16 protein-coding genes are annotated in these 16,314 nt (G+C 53.9%); 11 read left to right on the top strand and 5 right to left on the bottom strand.

What is annotated here, in order from left to right; all coding sequences use genetic code 11:
- Window positions 1-39 precede the first annotated feature (39 nt).
- From DFG60_RS08590 to DFG60_RS08605, 4 genes are all read left to right on the top strand, one after another.
- Window positions 40-501: a MarR family winged helix-turn-helix transcriptional regulator gene (locus tag DFG60_RS08590; RefSeq protein WP_114571349.1), complete on the top strand. Its 462-nt coding sequence runs from the start codon at window positions 40-42 to the stop codon at window positions 499-501.
- Between the two features lie 107 nt (window positions 502-608).
- On the top strand, window positions 609-1,736 hold the full coding sequence (locus DFG60_RS08595; RefSeq protein WP_114571350.1) for a diguanylate cyclase: 1,128 nt from the start codon (window positions 609-611) through the stop codon (window positions 1,734-1,736).
- Window positions 1,737-1,866: 130 nt separating this feature from the next.
- On the top strand, window positions 1,867-2,391 hold the full coding sequence (locus DFG60_RS08600) for a hypothetical protein (RefSeq protein ID WP_114571351.1): 525 nt from the start codon (window positions 1,867-1,869) through the stop codon (window positions 2,389-2,391).
- Window positions 2,392-3,267: 876 nt separating this feature from the next.
- Window positions 3,268-3,825: a nitroreductase family protein gene (locus tag DFG60_RS08605; protein WP_114571352.1), complete on the top strand. Its 558-nt coding sequence runs from the start codon at window positions 3,268-3,270 to the stop codon at window positions 3,823-3,825.
- A 190-nt stretch (window positions 3,826-4,015) separates the two neighbouring features.
- Here the strand turns inward: DFG60_RS08605 and DFG60_RS08610 are convergent, their stop codons facing one another.
- Complete coding sequence (locus DFG60_RS08610) at window positions 4,016-5,041, bottom strand: ribitol-5-phosphate dehydrogenase (protein WP_114571353.1); 1,026 nt, start codon at window positions 5,039-5,041, stop codon at window positions 4,016-4,018.
- Window positions 5,038-5,751 (bottom strand): IspD/TarI family cytidylyltransferase, encoded by a 714-nt coding sequence (locus DFG60_RS08615; protein ID WP_114571354.1) that lies wholly within the window; start codon window positions 5,749-5,751, stop codon window positions 5,038-5,040. Before DFG60_RS08615 ends, DFG60_RS08610 begins: the two co-directional genes overlap by 4 nt.
- A 344-nt stretch (window positions 5,752-6,095) precedes the next feature.
- On the opposite strand from DFG60_RS08615, the gene DFG60_RS08620 reads away from it, so the two are divergent.
- From DFG60_RS08620 to DFG60_RS08630, 3 genes are all read left to right on the top strand, one after another.
- Complete coding sequence (locus DFG60_RS08620) at window positions 6,096-7,811, top strand: CDP-glycerol glycerophosphotransferase family protein (protein ID WP_232818682.1); 1,716 nt, start codon at window positions 6,096-6,098, stop codon at window positions 7,809-7,811.
- A complete protein-coding gene (locus DFG60_RS08625; protein ID WP_232818683.1) occupies window positions 7,808-8,884 on the top strand; it encodes an acyltransferase family protein in 1,077 nt (358 codons plus the stop codon). Before DFG60_RS08620 ends, DFG60_RS08625 begins: the two co-directional genes overlap by 4 nt.
- 169 nt (window positions 8,885-9,053) lie before the next feature.
- Entirely contained in the window at window positions 9,054-10,253 is a 1,200-nt protein-coding gene (locus DFG60_RS08630) for an MFS transporter (RefSeq protein ID WP_114571355.1), read from the top strand.
- Between the two features lie 57 nt (window positions 10,254-10,310).
- On the opposite strand, the gene DFG60_RS08635 is transcribed toward DFG60_RS08630, so the two are convergent.
- From DFG60_RS08635 to DFG60_RS08645, 3 genes are read right to left on the bottom strand one after another with little or no spacing between them, the layout of a single operon-like run.
- Window positions 10,311-10,763, bottom strand: a complete 453-nt coding sequence (locus DFG60_RS08635) for a DUF4385 domain-containing protein (protein ID WP_114571356.1) — start codon at window positions 10,761-10,763, stop codon at window positions 10,311-10,313.
- A gap of 60 nt (window positions 10,764-10,823) precedes the next feature.
- The gene (locus tag DFG60_RS08640; protein ID WP_114571357.1) at window positions 10,824-11,354 is read right to left on the bottom strand and encodes a GNAT family N-acetyltransferase; all 531 of its coding nucleotides are present in this window, start codon (window positions 11,352-11,354) and stop codon (window positions 10,824-10,826) included.
- 15 nt (window positions 11,355-11,369) lie between these two features.
- Complete coding sequence (locus DFG60_RS08645; RefSeq protein WP_114571398.1) at window positions 11,370-11,984, bottom strand: TetR/AcrR family transcriptional regulator; 615 nt, start codon at window positions 11,982-11,984, stop codon at window positions 11,370-11,372.
- A 132-nt stretch (window positions 11,985-12,116) separates the two neighbouring features.
- On the opposite strand from DFG60_RS08645, the gene kynU reads away from it, so the two are divergent.
- The 4 genes from kynU to kynB are packed head-to-tail and all read left to right on the top strand — an operon-like array spanning window position 12,117 to window position 16,291.
- The gene (kynU, locus tag DFG60_RS08650; protein ID WP_114571358.1) at window positions 12,117-13,394 is read left to right on the top strand and encodes a kynureninase; all 1,278 of its coding nucleotides are present in this window, start codon (window positions 12,117-12,119) and stop codon (window positions 13,392-13,394) included.
- Between the two features lie 15 nt (window positions 13,395-13,409).
- Window positions 13,410-14,810, top strand: a complete 1,401-nt coding sequence (locus DFG60_RS08655) for an amino acid permease (protein ID WP_114571359.1) — start codon at window positions 13,410-13,412, stop codon at window positions 14,808-14,810.
- A gap of 21 nt (window positions 14,811-14,831) precedes the next feature.
- The gene (gene kynA / locus DFG60_RS08660; RefSeq protein ID WP_114571360.1) at window positions 14,832-15,671 is read left to right on the top strand and encodes a tryptophan 2,3-dioxygenase; all 840 of its coding nucleotides are present in this window, start codon (window positions 14,832-14,834) and stop codon (window positions 15,669-15,671) included.
- Window positions 15,668-16,291 carry an arylformamidase gene (kynB, locus tag DFG60_RS08665; RefSeq protein WP_114571361.1) on the top strand — a complete coding sequence of 208 codons (624 nt, stop codon included), beginning with the start codon at window positions 15,668-15,670 and terminating at the stop codon, window positions 16,289-16,291. The genes kynA and kynB overlap by 4 nt, the downstream gene beginning before the upstream one ends.
- The last annotated feature ends 23 nt before the right edge of the window (window positions 16,292-16,314 follow it).

Raw genomic sequence — 16,314 nt, forward strand, 5'->3', positions numbered from 1 at the left:
TATGATAATGTGCGACAGACAGAAGGGGCGTTTAGATTAATGTCAAATCAAGATTCAAAACAAGAACATGACCGGCTTACTTACCGTGTAGAGGAACAGATGCGAATCCTTCTGCGGACGATCCGGCGCGAGATGAACCAGCGCTTCGAAGGGAAAGCGACACGGAGCGAATTCTTCATTTTGAGGAGCCTCGTCGAGAATGGACCTCAGCGGCCAACTGCGCTCGCTGATCAGTTCGAGCTTGCAACGAGCCAGGTGACGGCTTTGACGGACAAATTGTACCGCCTCGGATACGTGACACGGATTCGATCGGACGAGGATCGACGTTCGATTCTCGTGACATTGACACCTGAAGGGGAACGCGCCTTCCGTGAACTCGAAATCATCCGACGGGATTATCTTCAGGAGCGGTTCGGCGATTTGACGAACGATGAACTCTCGATGATGGTGGATGTCTTCGACAAGATTCTCCTGACACTCGATACGGTAGAGGAAATTTAACAGACCGGTCGATTCTTTGCCAATTCACTCGTTGGCACAAGAATCGGCTTTTTCTTCTTAAAAAAGTGAAAATCATCCCAGAAAATGCCGTTATATGGATTAGAAGTATGTTAGTGCATTTTAAGGGGGAACTTCGTCTGTACGTATTGATCAATCAATTCATCCTGAACTTCTGTATCCTGTTCACAGCGGTCTCTTTGTTCTTCCTGCCGTTCCGCCACAAAAAACGTATCAGTCCGAAATCACCGGTTTCGATTCGGCTGGCAATCGGTCTTGCCTCAGGCGCCATCGCGATGATGCTGATGTTCAACAGTCTACAAATCGATATCGCCCGTGTCGACCTCCGGCTCGTACCTGTCGTGATCGCCGGCATGTTCGGCGGTTTCCTCAGTTCGTTTACGACCGGAGCCATGATTTCTGCCGCCCGTTTCGCGACGACACCGGCAGAAGAGCTGGAAGGTGCGATCATCTCGACGGTCGTCCTGCTATTGATCATCGTGACGATGGGATTGTTCCGCAAATATTCAAAGCCTACTTTCGGTAACTTCCAGCGGATGATCATCGCGGGTGTACTCTATTCGCTTCCTGCCATCTATTTTTTGACGAACGGCTGGATCGTCTTCTTTAAGATCGCATTCATCTATACGGTAGCCAACCTGTTCGGGGGCTATGTCACCTACCGCATGCTGACGGAGATGCGCCGTCACTTTGATCACGTCAAGCGCCAGCAACGTCTCGCATTGACCGACGCGCTGACCGGACTCGCTAACCGCCGCCGCCTCGATGAAGTTCTCGTGCGGGCGGAGGAATCGAATGATCCATACTCCCTCCTCCTCGTTGATATCGACTTCTTCAAGCGCGTCAACGACGAGTATGGTCATGATGCGGGTGACGACGTCCTGCAACAGCTCGGGAAGGTTCTTCTCTCGTCCGTCCGCCAAGAGGATATCGTCGGGCGTTTCGGAGGGGAGGAGTTCCTCGTATACCTCCCCGACACGCGAATAAAGGAGGCGATACTGATCGCTGAGCGGTGCCGCTACGAAGTCGAGCAGCATACCTTCTCCGCACGCGGACAGACGCTCCAGATCACCGTCTCGCTCGGTCTCTCCGAATCCGCGCAAGAATTCTCTTCGGACGATGTCTTGCAGCAGGCAGACAAGGCGCTTTATGTATCGAAGAAGGATGGCCGTAACCGGGTCACGCCATACGAACGCAGCTTCCTCCGCGAAGCTTGAGCGACGAAAGGGAGATGTGTCGGCAATTTCGACACATCTCCCTTTCGAATAGGCGGCATTCCCTTTGCACTTCCATACGAAAATCGCTACACTAGGTTCGTTGGATTTTTTCTCAAAAAGGAGTTGCACCATGATCGCGCTCATTCAATTCTACGCATTCATCTTTACCGCCTGCTTCGCATGGCAGCTTGGAAAACCTGAACTTTCGATTCAGCAGAAGCTAAAAGGTGCTCTCAAGACGAGCCTTGACGCACTTCTCGTCTTCTCTCGCGCTTCAATATCGATGTTATTGTTCGCCGGACCTCTCGTCCTTGCGACCTGGATACTTTTCCCCCGCCTCATCGACTTCGACGGGGTTTCAGCTTTTTTGATCAGTGTCCTTCTGATCGGCTTGCTCGATCGTCTTGTAAGCATCGTCCTGATGCCTGTCATCCGTTCCTTCTGGTACAAAAAAAATCGCCTCATGCCTCAAGCGTTAGAAAGTCTCTTCTACACGCTCAGCATCGCGATTCTTCTTTCGATCAACCTGTCCTCAGTACCCGGTATCGAGATCTCTACAGCTGTCCTTTATCTGTTTTTCGGTTTCAGCCTCTATTTCTCGCACCACCTCTTCGCCCTCGTCCGCCTGCGGCAATTAAAACGCAGGACATCCTAGGAATAAGAAAAAGCGCTCGTCTGGACCGGACAAGCGCTTTTTTCATTTATCGATTCCGCAGACCGACGTGATGATAACCCTACCAATTTGAAAGAGGGCGTAGGTTACACCTCTACTTTATCATGAGTAGGAACGGATTTCCCTCGTTCATAACGAAAATTTCCAAAAAACGTTCATTTCATTCCTTTTCTTACCGTTTTGAATCAGGAAAACAAATTTTTTTACATATATAGGTTATTTAATTACTTTAAATCCCATATTCAACACATTTCGACTTAATCCCGGGAAATAATTGCTTCTGCTTCTCCTTCTGCGGGCAATTTCCCATTCGTCAGCGCGAGGATGTGTTAGGCTGCAGGTCTTGGAGCATCATGATGATCATACGTCCTGGTCATCTTCAATAAGTTCGCACGCCTCGAGCCGCTAGGCGAAATCGATATGAACCACGTTCATCAATCAGGATGATAACTTTCCTTGTCAGTTCAAGAGGCGGGAATAGGACGACTCCTGACAAAACTATATGTACACGTCACGGTTTTCTTCCTTTTTCAGCGTAAATGGCCATTTAGTAATTGACAATGATAATCGTTATCAATTATAGTGGAGTCTCACCTAGTATTGTACAATTAAGTCTTTCAGTTATCCAGGAAAGCATTGTGGATCATTCCAACATTTTTCCTGACGTATCCTCTGGCAGGCAGTGCCAAGGTGGTCGACGCTGCCAAGTCATGGAATATTGGCCAATGGCACGGCAGTCGACACTGAAAAGAGAAGTCCATTTCTATCCCATCGCAAAAATCGAGTCACATAAGTCAATGATGACATCATGGAGATTCTCGACCGAACGAACATCGAATCAGATGAAGGAGGCGCCACATGAACGCAAAACAGCTCATACTCGAGCGCCGGACCGTCCGGAAATACACGGATCAGCCGGTGCCCGAGGAATTGGTACTCGAACTGCTCGACATCGCCGTCTATGCTCCGAACCATAAGCTGCGGGAACCGTGGCGTTTCGTCCTCGCAATCGACGAGGGGCGGGAACGATATGTCGAAGAGTTGCTCCAGTTGCTCGAGCGGTCCGGCAAGTTCGACGGAAAGACTCCGGAACAGCGGAAAGCCTTGGAATGCCAGTTCACAACCGTTCCCGTATATTTGACTGTGCTTTGTCAGACGATCGGCACGGAAGCACAGCAGACCGAGGACCTTCTCGCTACGGCCGCCCTGATCCAGAACATCCAATTGCTCGCGACCGATATCGGTCTCGGCGTCTGTTGGAAGACTGGCAAGCACTGGTACACCGAAGAGTATGAACAGCTCGTCGGCGTTTCCTCGACGGAACGTGTCGTCGGTGTCCTCCAGCTCGGCTGGCCGGACGTCGTCCCGCCCGTAAAAAAACGTGAGAGCGCACGCAACAAGTTGACGCATTTCTAGTTGAAATGCGCATCCTGCGAGCCTACCCCCGCTCGCGCCAAAAGCCCCATGGAATGATCCGAAGGAACCGAGAGAAGGAGAGCCGCGAGCCCTCCCCCCGGTTCCTTTTTTAGCAGACATGACGCACGAGAAAACAAAAAAACCGTAATGTCCGGTGAAGAACATTGCGGCTGCGAGCTATTGATTCGGATCACATATTCCATTTCAGGACAGTCTTGCCGAAACCGTTCGTCAAATCCGATTCGAACGCCCGGTAGATGTCGTCGATGCACCGAATGTCATGAACGCTCGAGACGAGGTTAGCCAAGTACTTCGGGACATCCGGATATTGTTCGTAGAGATCCATCGTCTTTTGGAAATCTGCCGGCGTGCTGCGGCTCGATCCGTATACGCGAAGTCCTTTTTCGAGGATCATCCGTGTATTGAGCGCGACATGGTCTTCAGATACACCGAGCAGCGCGACCGTCCCTTCCGGATCGATGTGTTCGATGATCTGATTCACCGCGTACTGGCTGCCGATGCCGCCCACACATTCGAACGCATGGTTCAACTTCATATCCCTCGGAATGCGCTCGATGTGGTGAACTTCACTCGCGAACGAGAAATAGTCAAGCTTCTCCTGTGTCTTGCCGAAGATGATGAGGCGTGCTTTCGGGTAGATTTTACGAAGGAGAAGGGCTGTGATGAAACCGAGGTTCCCGTCTCCCCATATGCCGAACACTTCACGGCGCGAGTGCGCAATCGAGTCGAAGCGTGTGATGGCATGGACGGCGACGCTGACGAGTTCCGTGAAGGCAGCGACTTCCTCATCGATCGATCCAGGGAGCTCGACGAGGCGGTCCGCCTTCATGAATGCGTAGTCCTGCATGTATCCGTCATATCCGCTCGATCGGAAACGGCTCGTCCGAAGGTAGTTCTCTCCGATGATCTCGTCCGAATCGACTGGGGAGTTCGGGACCATGGCAACCTTCGTGCCGACTTTGAAGCGGCCTGCCGGATCGTAGACGACCTTGCCTATACCTTCATGGATCATGGCCATCGGCAATTTCTTCGCGAGGGCTTCGGCACTGCGATTGCCCGTGAAATAACGCTGGTCCGCGTGGCAAATCGACAAATGTGTCGGCCGAACGATGACGCGATCATCTTTTAAGGATCTCACATCATAACTCACTTCAATCCGGCGCGGAGCGACAAGGCGGTAAATTGGATTGATCATCTGTTGATATGCTCCTTTAGAATCGAATTCGCAACGCGAAGATCATATGGAGTCGTCACTTTGATGTTGAACATCTCGCCTTCGACGAGTGCGACACTACTGCCTTTGAGCAAGAAAATTTTACAGGCATCCGTCAAAATCGACCGTTCCTGCGGTCCAAGTGATTCATAATGTGTTTTTAGTTTCTTGATGTTGAAACTTTGAGGTGTCTGCCCCTGATACATCTCATTACGGACCGGTATACCGCTGACCGTCTTCCCATCCTTTGATGTGACGATCGTATCAATCGCAGCAATCACTGTATCCACAGCTTCGTTTTCAAGTGAAGATGCAATGTTTTCCGAAATGATTCGATGCGTTAAGAATGGACGTACCGCGTCATGCGTGACGATGATGTCCTGATCCCCTAAACCTTCATTTTCTTCGATCCACTTCACCGCAGCCATGATCGATTCATTTCGATCACTTCCGCCATTCGTGACGATGATACGTTCATCGAAACCGATGTACCGTTCTAATATATCGAGTGTATAGTTCGTCCACTCTTCAGGAGTCACGACGATAATCCTCGAAAATTCTTCGTGCAGAAGGAACTTCTCCACCGTGTGTACGAGTATCGGACGGTCTCCGATCATGAGAAATTGTTTCGGCTTATCGACATTGCCCATTCGTGTCCCTTTGCCGCCTGCTAAAATTGCTGCATAGATCATTCGTTACGCGGGAACCTGCTTCAGAAGGTCTCCCACTCCCTCCTTTTTTGAGGTGAAATCTTCATTCCGCTAAATCAACTCAATAACACATATCATGATAAAAACACTGCCTCCCTGACAGTACGGTTCATCTCCTTCAGACGTCCTTCAGCTCGTTGTAATCCCTTTTTAAGGCAGACGACACGACAACAAACGACAATCCAAGAAATTAATGGTTAAATATTCAGTTATTTCTTTATATATCATACTTATCCTTCCTCATACAGTGTAATATTGTAAAGAAAGATAATTATTTGTAAAATTTGTTCATGTTGAACTCATTTTATTGACAAGGAGTGTTTCGTATGTTGAAACGCAAAATGACCTTGCCTATTCTTGAAGTGAAAACGGAGCGCCTTGAGTTCGTCGGAACGAAGATGCGCTTCGCCATCCGCATGGAGGGCGCAAGTGATTTTTTGAAAACTGAACAGACGCTGTTCGAAAATACCGTCACCTTTGAAGATGCACTGTCTGTAGAGCGCGCGCTCATCTTCCGCAACAAACGTAACCAACGCCAGTTCATCGTCAGATTTCCATGGGCTGCCGGCTGGGAGGATGGTGTATTCGAGGGGACGGTCGATCTCAACAAGGTCACACCAACGGGACGCCCGTTGCCGATGGGTTATTTCGATGCTTTCTGCGGTCTCGTCCAAGGGGACACAGTCATCCAAGAAGCACCGCTTGGCGACACGCGGCATCTCATCCCGGTCGTCTATAAGACGGAGACGCTCTACAACACGGCGATGCTCCGTCTGAGCTATCAGCTGATCATCCAGTATTCGGACTATAGCGATACGCTCGGTTTCCATTCGCTCAAGCTCGGTGAGTCGAAGCGATTGATTCGGATCGTCCAGTCTGTCAAAAGACGGCAAAAAGCGATTCGACAGAAACTCTTCCGATTCCGCCAATTCGTCTACACGTCGATCTATAACGTGACGAAATGGACGCAGCCGCTCCAACGGAACAAGCTCATCTTCGCATCTGACTCGCGCGATGACATCAGCGGAAACTTCGCCTATATCCTAGACGAGATCAAGCGGCGCGGCCTCGACCTCGACATCCGTTTCTTCTTCAAGCCTCATCTGAAATCGCGCCGCAAATGGCGCGACAAGTTCGCGTTGCCGTATCATCTCGCGACAGCCAAATATGTGTTCGTCGATGATTTCTATCCGATGGTCTATCCGCTCAAGATTCGCCGCGGTACGGAACTTGTTCAAGTCTGGCACGCGGTTGGCGCCTTCAAGACATTCGGCTACAGCCGTCTAGGCAAGCCGGGCGGTCCGAGCGCGAACTCGCTCAGCCATCGCAACTACACGAAGGCGATCGTCAGCTCGAAGCACGTCGCACGCCATTACGCCGAAGGGTTCGGGATGGAGGAGGACAACGTCATTGCGACCGGGATTCCGCGCACGGACATGTTTTTCGACCAGGAATACATCGCGAAAACGAAGGAATCGCTCTACGAGAAGTATCCGCTCCTGAAGCAGAAGAAGGTCATCATGTTCGCCCCGACCTTTCGCGGGAATGGTGCGCGTACCGCCCATTACGATTTCGGACAGCTCGACCTGAGTGCACTGTACGAAGCGTTCCATGAGGAGTACGTCTTCGTATTGAAACTCCATCCGTTCATTCTCGATCGTCCCGACATCCCCGAGACCTATCGCGACTTTTTCCTCGACTTGACGGACTATCGCGAGATCAACGAGCTCCTGTTCATCTCGGACATCATGATCACGGATTATTCGTCGACATGCTTCGAGTTCTCGCTGCTGAAGCGTCCGATGCTCTTCTTCGCTTACGACCTCGAGGATTACATCGCAAAACGCGACTTCTATTATGATTTCGAATCGTTCGTCCCTGGACCGATCGTCCGGACGTGTGATGAGCTGATCGAGCGCATCCAAAGCGGCGACTTCGATATCGAGAAGGTCGAACGCTTCGCGAACCATTTCTTCGAACATCAGGACGGCAAGTCGAGCGAACGGTTCGTCGATCAGATCCTGCTCGGGAAGAACTCATGAACATCATGAGAAAGCCGGTTTTAGAACCGGCGAAGGCGTACGACCACTGGCTTGGAAATTACAAGACGCTGTTGATCTTTCTCGTCGTGTTCGGCCATATGGTCGAGGCGTACAGGGCGCGCAGTGGCAACGAGATCGTCCACGACGTCTACAACGTCATCTACCTGTTGCACATGCCCGCCTTCATCTTCATGAGCGGCTACTTCTTCCGAAAATTGCGCCCGGAGAAGCTGATCGGCTTCATCGCTCTCTATGCGATCTGGTATACGATCCATGTGCTTAACTGGGCGTTCATCCAGGACATACCGTATGTGGAATGGAACGACCGGCTGCTTGCGCCGTACGTGCCGATGTGGACGCTCTGGTTCCTGATTGGCGTCATCCTTTGGCAAGCGGTCACCCCGCTCTTCTTGAAGCTGCGCTATCCGTTGCTCTGGAGCGTGGTGCTCGCCGTCTTCATCGCGATGAGCCCGGATCCGATCACGAAGTTCTTCTCGCTCCATAAGGTCGTCAGCTTCTATCCGTTCTTCCTGCTCGGCTACCTTGTCAAAGAGAAGGGCTGGCTCGCCCCCGGCGCGACACGCGAGCGTCTGACGGCTGTACCGGTGCGTCTCGCAGCACTTGCTTTCGTCGTTCTTGCGACGGTGTTCATGTGGTGGTGGCAACGCAACGGGTTCGAGACAGAGTGGCTCTTCTTCCGCGACCGTTACCGTGAGTTCGACGTCAGCCTGCTGACCGGGATCACGACCCATCTCTTCATCTATGCACTCAGCGTCGCGATGCTGTTCGCCGTCCTGATCCTTTTGCCGAAGCGTTCGCTCGGCCAGACGATGGACCAGATCGGGATTCAGACGCTTGCGATCTACCTGATCCACACGATTGCCGTCCGGTTCTTCCGGGAATATGTCCCGCCTGCAATCGCGGACTCACCCTGGCTCCTGATCGGCGTATCGCTCGCAGGATCGGTTATGCTAGTCTTGGTCCTTTCGAACCGCTACGTCACGATGGCGCTTCGTCCACTATTGCAGCCGAACTTGTCGTGGCTGTTGAAGCCGCAGAAGATGAAACCATGAAAAGCGTCTCCCTCGCGGAGACGCTTTTCATGTATTTTGCGACTGATGAGAAGTGCGTATCTTTCATATCGTTCATCGTTCACAGAGCCCGTGATTTGACACATGATTCGTCTTGAACCTAAGATAATCAGATACGACTATCCTACATATTCCAGAAAGCAGGTACTCCATGCAACCAGAACAACGAAAGAAACTGACCGTCCTCATGATCAACATGTTCATCGCCGTCGGAAGTTTCGGTATCATCATTCCGATCCTTCCAGCCTACCTCGCCTCGATCGGGGAAGGCGGGACTGCCGCTGGTCTGATGATCGCCATCTTTGCCGGCGCCCAGCTCATCATGTCGCCTGTCGCCGGAAAATGGGCGGACGAACACGGACGTCGCAAGATGATCATCTACGGCCTTGCAGGGCTTACGCTGTCGATGTTCGTCTTCTACTTCTCGAACAGCGTCACGGTCCTTTATCTGTCCCGTGCGATCGGCGGCATCGGGGCCGCCCTTCTGATTCCGGCGATCTTCGCTTACGTCGCGGATATCACGACGATGGATCAGCGGGCGAAAGGAAACAGCTTCGTCTCAGCCGCGATGTCGCTCGGGATCGTCATCGGCCCCGGCATCGGCGGATTCCTCGCCGACTACGACCTGAAGCTTCCGCTTCTCGTCTCGGCCATCGTCTCGCTCGCCGCCGTCCTGTTCAGCGTCGTCATCCTGAAGGAGAGCGAATATCACGCCGATACGGCGATGGCTCCAGCTCCGGAGGAAGGTTCGATGCTGAAGAAGCTTGGCACCTCGTTCCATAAACCGTACTTCGTCCCGCTCGTCATCACCCTCGTCATGAGCTTCGGTCTGATGGCCTACGAATCGGTTCTCGGATTGTTCATCGATCACCAGTTCGGCGCGACACCGAAGGATATCGCGCTGATGGTCACATCGACCGGAATCATCAGCGTCGTCGCCCAGATCTTCATCGTCGACGGCATCACGCGCCGCTTCGGTGAAGCAAGGGTGCTGAACGCCTTTCTGTTCGTCGCGGCAATCGGGTTCCTGCTGTCGCTGTTCGCCTCGAGCTACGTCGCCTTCTTCGCGATCACGCTCGTCATCTTCCTTGCGACAGCCATCCTGCGTCCCGTTCTGAACACGATGATTTCGAAGCTCGCAGGCAACGAACAGGGCTTCGCGATGGGAATGAACAACGCCTACATGAGCATCGGCAACGTCCTCGGACCGACGCTCGCTGGTCTGCTCTATGACGTCGACATCCTGTTCCCGTTCATGCTCGGGCTCATCGTCCTTGCCGTGACGCTCGCCGGTTCCCTGATTTGGCAGCGACGCCAGGCGCGTTTGATCACAAAAATCGAACAGGACTGAACAAACGGACAAGGACGGTTTCCTCATGCAGGAACCGTCCTTGTCCGTTTTTTTCGTTCAGCCGTATTTCTTCTGATGCGCCTTCTTCAAGGCGAGGTACTCCTCGTCCGCCCGGATGACGTCCCATTTCTCTTTGAAGATCCGCGCCGACTCTGCCTTTTCCTGATCGATCTGCCTCGCGTTACGCTCCCCGTTTTCACGGTCCTTGTATTTTCGTCCGCCCTTGTAGTTCGCATATCTCCGGGCCCGTGTATATCCCATCTGGATGAATTTACGTGCCATGTCCATCCCGACGAAATCGCCATCCTTCTTATAGTCGAGAAACATCGCATAGATTGCCTCGGACGACTCCTTCGCGATGGCGGGTGTCTTGAAACGCCAGTGCGGAAGAATCTCGCCCTTGTACGGTTCGACGAGCAGGACCCCTTGTTCGCCCCGTCCGACCCGGTACAGTTCCGGATTTCTCCGGAAGTCCGTCGTCTCGAAATTGAGTTCGTAATCGAATGCCATCCGCATCCACCTCCTAGATGGTACGATTCCCGTTCACTGCCCGATCAATCGCATCGATTCTCAAAACGGGATATCATCGATGACCGGCGTCACCGTCCCGTTCTCGAAATCTTCCCGCAGCATCGCGTACCCGACCGAATCGAACCACTTTCCGGCCTGCGGCCAAGCCTTCCGGTGATAGGCCTCTTTGACATAGTCGCATTTATGGAACAGCTTGCGCATCCCGATGTTATCAGCCCTCGTATGTCCTTCGATCCGTATGACGTCAGGATAGTTGACGAACGTGTAGCTCGTCAGCCATTTGACGGCAAGGAAACCATATCCTTCGCGCCGCTCAAGACCTTTCATCCGTATATCGAACAGTGCCGTCGGATCCTCGAGGTCGAACAGGCGGAGCAGGCCGATCGCTTTCTCCTCGCGTCTGACGAAGAACGTCTTGACGCCGGCTCCTGAGAAGAAACCTTTGTCGATCAGCGCCTCGACCGATTCCGCTGTCGGCTGTTCCTGTCCGTGGAAAGGCCAGTGCTCGCTCGTCAACAGCTCGATCAATTGTTCTTGTTCCGACTCCTCGTATTCGTGGAATGATATCATGCTGTCCCCCTCCAATCAGCGCGGGTACAAGCCACCGGTGTAGATGGCCGTAAGCGTCCGCGCAATCGTCTCGACCGACTCCGTCTGCTCTTCCCTCACGATTTCGAACAGGTACATCTCGTTCGCGAAGAACCAGCCGCGCGCGACGATGTCCGGGTTCAATTCGCGCGCGAGTCCCGCCTGCTGCGCACTGCGGATGTCCTTCGCGATGCTCTCGATGAACCGCTCGCGTATCATTTGCCACGTTCGTCGTGCGGCATCCGAAATACCGATCGCCTGCTCAAAGACACGCAGCATGTGCCGCTCCTTCTCGGCGAGCTTCAGGAACTCCGTCGCCTGCCGTTCGATGATTCTCGTTGCTTCATTGCGCGTCACCGGATCGAACGGTGCTTCCGCCACGCGGTAGAACGCCGCCATCACATCCTCCATCAGCACGACGAGTATGTCGTCCTTTCCTTCGAAGTGGACGTATGCCGTCCCGTATCCTACCCCTGCCCGCTTGATGATCTGTGAAATCGTCGCCTGCTGGAAGCCGTTCTCGAGGAATACGGTTTTTCCCGCCTCGAGCAGTTTGGCCCTCGTCTGGATCGAGCGCAAATGGCGCCGATCGATTTTATCCGTCTTTTTCATATTATCCGTCTTCTCTCTCACCCGTCATTTCTCCTCTTCCGATGTGCTCTTTTGAATAATATTGACACAGTGTCAATTTCTTTGCTACGCTTTGTTTGGAATTATCTGAAAATTAAACAGGGAGGTCTTTCCATGACTTATGAATATACACGCGCCTACGCAAACGAGCTGGATCTGGTCGATCCTCTCGCTGATTATCGGGAGGAGTTCTATCTCCGTCCCGGGACGATCTATATGGACGGGAATTCGCTCGGTTTACTGTCGAAACGGGCTGAACAGTCATTGCTCGAATCGCTTGCCGACTGGCGCGAACTCGGGATCGACGGTTGGATGCAAGGGCGCCATCCGTGGTTTACGCTCTCGGAGGAACTCGCTGCGCTGAACGCCCCGCTAGTCGGAGGCAGGCCGGAGGAGGTCATGGTGACAGGTTCTACGACCGTCAACCTCCACCAACTCGTTTCGACATTCTACCATCCGCACGGCAAGCGGACGAAGATCCTCGCAGACAGCCTGACGTTTCCTTCCGACATCTACGGCCTGCAGAGCCAGATCCGTTTGCGCGGGCTCGATCCGGCCGAACACCTGGTTCAGGTCGAGAGCAGGGATGGCCGATTCCTTGACGAGGAGGACATCATCGAGGCGATGACGCCTGACGTCGCATTGATCGTCCTGCCGACCGTCCTCTACCGGAGTGGGCAGATTCTAGACATGGAGCGCCTGACGGCTGAAGCGCATGCGCGCGGCATCCTGATCGGCTTCGACGGTTGTCACTCGGTCGGTGCGATTCCGCATGAGTTCCATGACTGGGGCGTCGACTTCGCCTACTGGTGCAACTATAAACACCTGAATGGCGGTCCGGGGAGCGTCGGAGGCCTGTTCGTCCACGAGCGGCACTTCGGGACATATCCAGGGCTTTCCGGCTGGTTCGGTTCACGCAAGGATAAACAGTTCGACATGGACCATTCGATGACGCCGGCCGAAGACGCCGGCGCTTATCAGATCGGGACACCGCACGTCCTTAGCCTCGCCCCGCAAATTGGCGCATTAAAAATGTTCAAAGAAGCAGGAATTGACCGGGTCCGCGCGAAATCTCTTCAATTAACCCAGTACATGATGGACTTGATCGACGAAGAGCTCGAAGGATTCGGCTTCGTGATCGGAAACCCAAGGGAAGACGACAAACGGGGCGCCCACATCAGCCTCGAACATCCGGAAGCGGCCCGCATCTGTAAGGCGCTGAAGGAGAATGGCGTCATCCCTGATTTCCGCGCCCCGAACATCATCCGTCTCGCTCCCGTCGCGCTGTACAACACGTATGCGGATGTGTACGACGTCGTCTCGCTCCTCGGGACGATCATGCTTGAAGAGCAATACAAGCGCTTTTCAAATGAACGCGAAACAGTCGCGTAAGGAGGGTAATTGTTCATGGAGCAGAAACACCAGCCAGGCGAATTACGGCGTGATCTCAAGACACGCCAATTGACGATGATCGCGATGGGTTGCGCGATCGGGACCGGTCTATTTCTCGGAAGCGGTCTTGCCATCCAGACGGCGGGGCCGAGCGTGTTACTCAGTTATGCGGTCGGTGCCTTGATCGTCCTGCTTTTGATGGGCTGTCTCGCCGAGATGACCGTCGCGCATCCGACATCCGGATCGTTCGGTACGATCGCTGAGAAGTATGTCAGTCCCTATGCCGGCTTCCTCGTCCGCTATTCCTACTGGGTCGCGAACGTCCTCGCGATCGGCGTCGAGGTCAGCGCAATCGCCATCTACATGAAGTATTGGTTCCCGGACGTCCCCGGATATGTCTGGATTCTGTTGTTCGCTGTCGCCCTCATCTATATCAATGCGACGACGGTCCATACGTTCGCGACGTTCGAATATTGGTTCTCCGTCATCAAGATCAGTGCCATCCTCATGTTCATTCTGCTCGGTGCCTATCTCTTGATCGGCGACCCTTCTCCTGAGATGGGCGCGAAGAACCTGACGAACGCCGGAGGGTTCATGCCGTTCGGCTGGTGGGGCATGTGGGTCGCGATCTTCATTTCGCTCTTCAGTTTCCTTGGGACTGAGCTCATCGCCGTCACAGCGGGTGAAGCGAAGGACCCGGACACGGCGGTACCGAAGGCGCTCAAGGCGACGGTCTTCCGTTTGTCGACGTTCTACGTCGTGACGATCGCCCTCATGCTGATGATCGTACCTTGGAAAGAGGCTGGCATCGACAAGAGTCCATTCGTCAAGGTCATGGAGATCCTCTCGATTCCGGGAGCTTCCGGCATCATGAACTTCATCGTCCTGACCGCCGCACTTTCTGCCATGAACAGCCAGCTCTATGCCTCGACCCGGATGATGTACTCCTTGTCGAAATCAACTTACGCACCGCGCGTGTTCAGCCGGCTCAGCAAGAAGGACGTGCCGCTCTACGCGCTCGGCGTCTCGACGATCGGTATCTTCCTCGCAGCCCTCGTCAGCGGCATGGCTGCCGGATCCTATCCGTTCATGATGGGCATCTCGATGTTTGGTGCCCTGTTCACCTGGTTCATGATCTTCGTCTCGCACCTGTACTTCCGCAAGTCGTGGGAAGCGACAGGCGGCCGGACGCTTCCGGTCAAGATGATCGGCTATCCGTACCTGTCGATCCTTGGTGCCGTGCTGCTGTTTGCGCTCGTCGTGTCGACCTGGTTCACGATGTTCAAGATCGTCCTGCAGTTCGGCGTGCCATGGCTATTGTTCCTGTCAGCTGCCTATTACTTCTGGAAACGCCAAAACGCAGTCGTCGCGCAGCCGCAGGAAGAGACGGGTGCTGCGAAGGAAGACGCCAAATGATTCCGTAAGGAGAGGTTCATCATGACAAAAGCATACGACGGTCCGCTCGAAGGAACGATCCAGACCGATTTCAAGCAAGCGATGTCGTACGGCGACTACCTTGCGCTCGACCCGATTTTGTCGAGCCAGCGTCGCCTGTCCGATCATCACGACGAAATGTTGTTCATCATCATCCATCAGACGAGTGAACTCTGGATGAAGCTCATCCTGCATGAAATCGATGCCGCGACGAAGGCGATCGCGAACGAGGAACTCGAACGTTCCTTCAAGATGCTCGCCCGCGTCTCGAAAATCCAACAACAGCTGATTCAGTCATGGAGCGTGCTCGCGACGCTGACTCCGGCCGAATATCTTGAATTCCGCGATCAGCTCGGCTCCTCTTCCGGCTTCCAGTCGTTCCAGAACCGGAAGATCGAGTTCGCGCTAGGTTTCAAGAACGCGCATATGCTCAAAGTTTATGAACATGATGCTCCATTGTTCGCAGAGATGCAACAGCACCTCTGCGCACCGAGCATCTACGATGTCACGATCCGGGAGATGGCAAGACGCGGTCTTCCGATCGATGCTGAAGCACTCGAGCGTGACTGGTCTCAGGACTACGTCCCGAACGAGAGCGTCGAGAACGCATGGGTGACGGTCTATCGCGATGTCGAGCGGTACTGGGACCTGTACGAACTCGGTGAGAAGCTGCTCGATATCGGCAGCCAGCAGCAGATGTGGCGCTTCAACCATATGAGCACCGTCGAACGGATCATCGGCAACAAGCCGGGGACGGGCGGATCGTCCGGTGTCCACTATCTGCGTCGCGTCCTCGATCACCGGTTCTTCCCTGAGCTGTGGAGCGTGAGGACGAAGCTATGACGAAATGGATCGATGTCTCCCAACCTCTCGACGCGACCATCACGACCTGGCCGGGCGACACCACCTTCTCCTACGAGGTGGTCTGGCCGAAGTCGGAGAGCGGGTCCGTCAATGTCGGTAAGGTGACGATGAGCCTGCACACAGGCACCCACATCGACGCCCCGTTCCATTTCGATGACGCCGGCAAGCGCGTCCTCGCGCTCGATCCCGATGTCTATATCGGTAAGGCGAAGGTCGTCCACCTGCCCGGACTTCAGGTGATCGACGCAGGCGCACTCGAAGGAATCGACCTGACCGGCGTATCACGTCTGCTGATCAAGACGGATGCTTGGCCGGACTTGAAGACGTTCCCGAAGTCGATCCCCCCGGTCACGCGGGATCTCGCGGAACATCTCGGACGCCATGACGTCGTCCTGCTCGGACTCGATTTGCCGTCCGTCGATGCGATCGACAGCAAGGAGATGGACGCACACCACGCTCTCGCGGAAAACGGCGTCCATATACTCGAAGGAGTCGTCCTGAAGGACATCGCGCCTGGCGACTATGAATTGATTGCCGTACCGCTTCCCCTGACGGAAGGCGACGGCAGTCCGGTCCGCGCACTGCTCAGACCGATCTGACGCACGAATAATCCCGCTTCGCC

Origin of the sequence: Exiguobacterium flavidum (genome assembly GCF_003344535.1) — a bacterium.
Classification (GTDB): Bacteria; Bacillota; Bacilli; order Exiguobacteriales; family Exiguobacteriaceae; genus Exiguobacterium_A; species Exiguobacterium_A flavidum.

Excerpts from the sequence above, each read along its gene's own strand:
- DFG60_RS08590 (WP_114571349.1), top strand. The coding sequence starts at position 40 with ATGTCAAATCAAGATTCAAAACAAGAACATGACCGGCTTACTTACCGT.
- DFG60_RS08595 (WP_114571350.1), top strand. The coding sequence starts at position 609 with ATGTTAGTGCATTTTAAGGGGGAACTTCGTCTGTACGTATTGATCAAT.
- DFG60_RS08600 (WP_114571351.1), top strand. The coding sequence starts at position 1,867 with ATGATCGCGCTCATTCAATTCTACGCATTCATCTTTACCGCCTGCTTC.
- DFG60_RS08605 (WP_114571352.1), top strand. The coding sequence starts at position 3,268 with ATGAACGCAAAACAGCTCATACTCGAGCGCCGGACCGTCCGGAAATAC.
- DFG60_RS08610 (WP_114571353.1), bottom strand. The coding sequence starts at position 5,041 with ATGATCAATCCAATTTACCGCCTTGTCGCTCCGCGCCGGATTGAAGTG.
- DFG60_RS08615 (WP_114571354.1), bottom strand. The coding sequence starts at position 5,751 with ATGATCTATGCAGCAATTTTAGCAGGCGGCAAAGGGACACGAATGGGC.
- DFG60_RS08620 (WP_232818682.1), top strand. The coding sequence starts at position 6,096 with ATGTTGAAACGCAAAATGACCTTGCCTATTCTTGAAGTGAAAACGGAG.
- DFG60_RS08625 (WP_232818683.1), top strand. The coding sequence starts at position 7,808 with ATGAACATCATGAGAAAGCCGGTTTTAGAACCGGCGAAGGCGTACGAC.
- DFG60_RS08630 (WP_114571355.1), top strand. The coding sequence starts at position 9,054 with ATGCAACCAGAACAACGAAAGAAACTGACCGTCCTCATGATCAACATG.
- DFG60_RS08635 (WP_114571356.1), bottom strand. The coding sequence starts at position 10,763 with ATGGCATTCGATTACGAACTCAATTTCGAGACGACGGACTTCCGGAGA.
- DFG60_RS08640 (WP_114571357.1), bottom strand. The coding sequence starts at position 11,354 with ATGATATCATTCCACGAATACGAGGAGTCGGAACAAGAACAATTGATC.
- DFG60_RS08645 (WP_114571398.1), bottom strand. The coding sequence starts at position 11,984 with ATGAAAAAGACGGATAAAATCGATCGGCGCCATTTGCGCTCGATCCAG.
- kynU (WP_114571358.1), top strand. The coding sequence starts at position 12,117 with ATGACTTATGAATATACACGCGCCTACGCAAACGAGCTGGATCTGGTC.
- DFG60_RS08655 (WP_114571359.1), top strand. The coding sequence starts at position 13,410 with ATGGAGCAGAAACACCAGCCAGGCGAATTACGGCGTGATCTCAAGACA.
- kynA (WP_114571360.1), top strand. The coding sequence starts at position 14,832 with ATGACAAAAGCATACGACGGTCCGCTCGAAGGAACGATCCAGACCGAT.
- kynB (WP_114571361.1), top strand. The coding sequence starts at position 15,668 with ATGACGAAATGGATCGATGTCTCCCAACCTCTCGACGCGACCATCACG.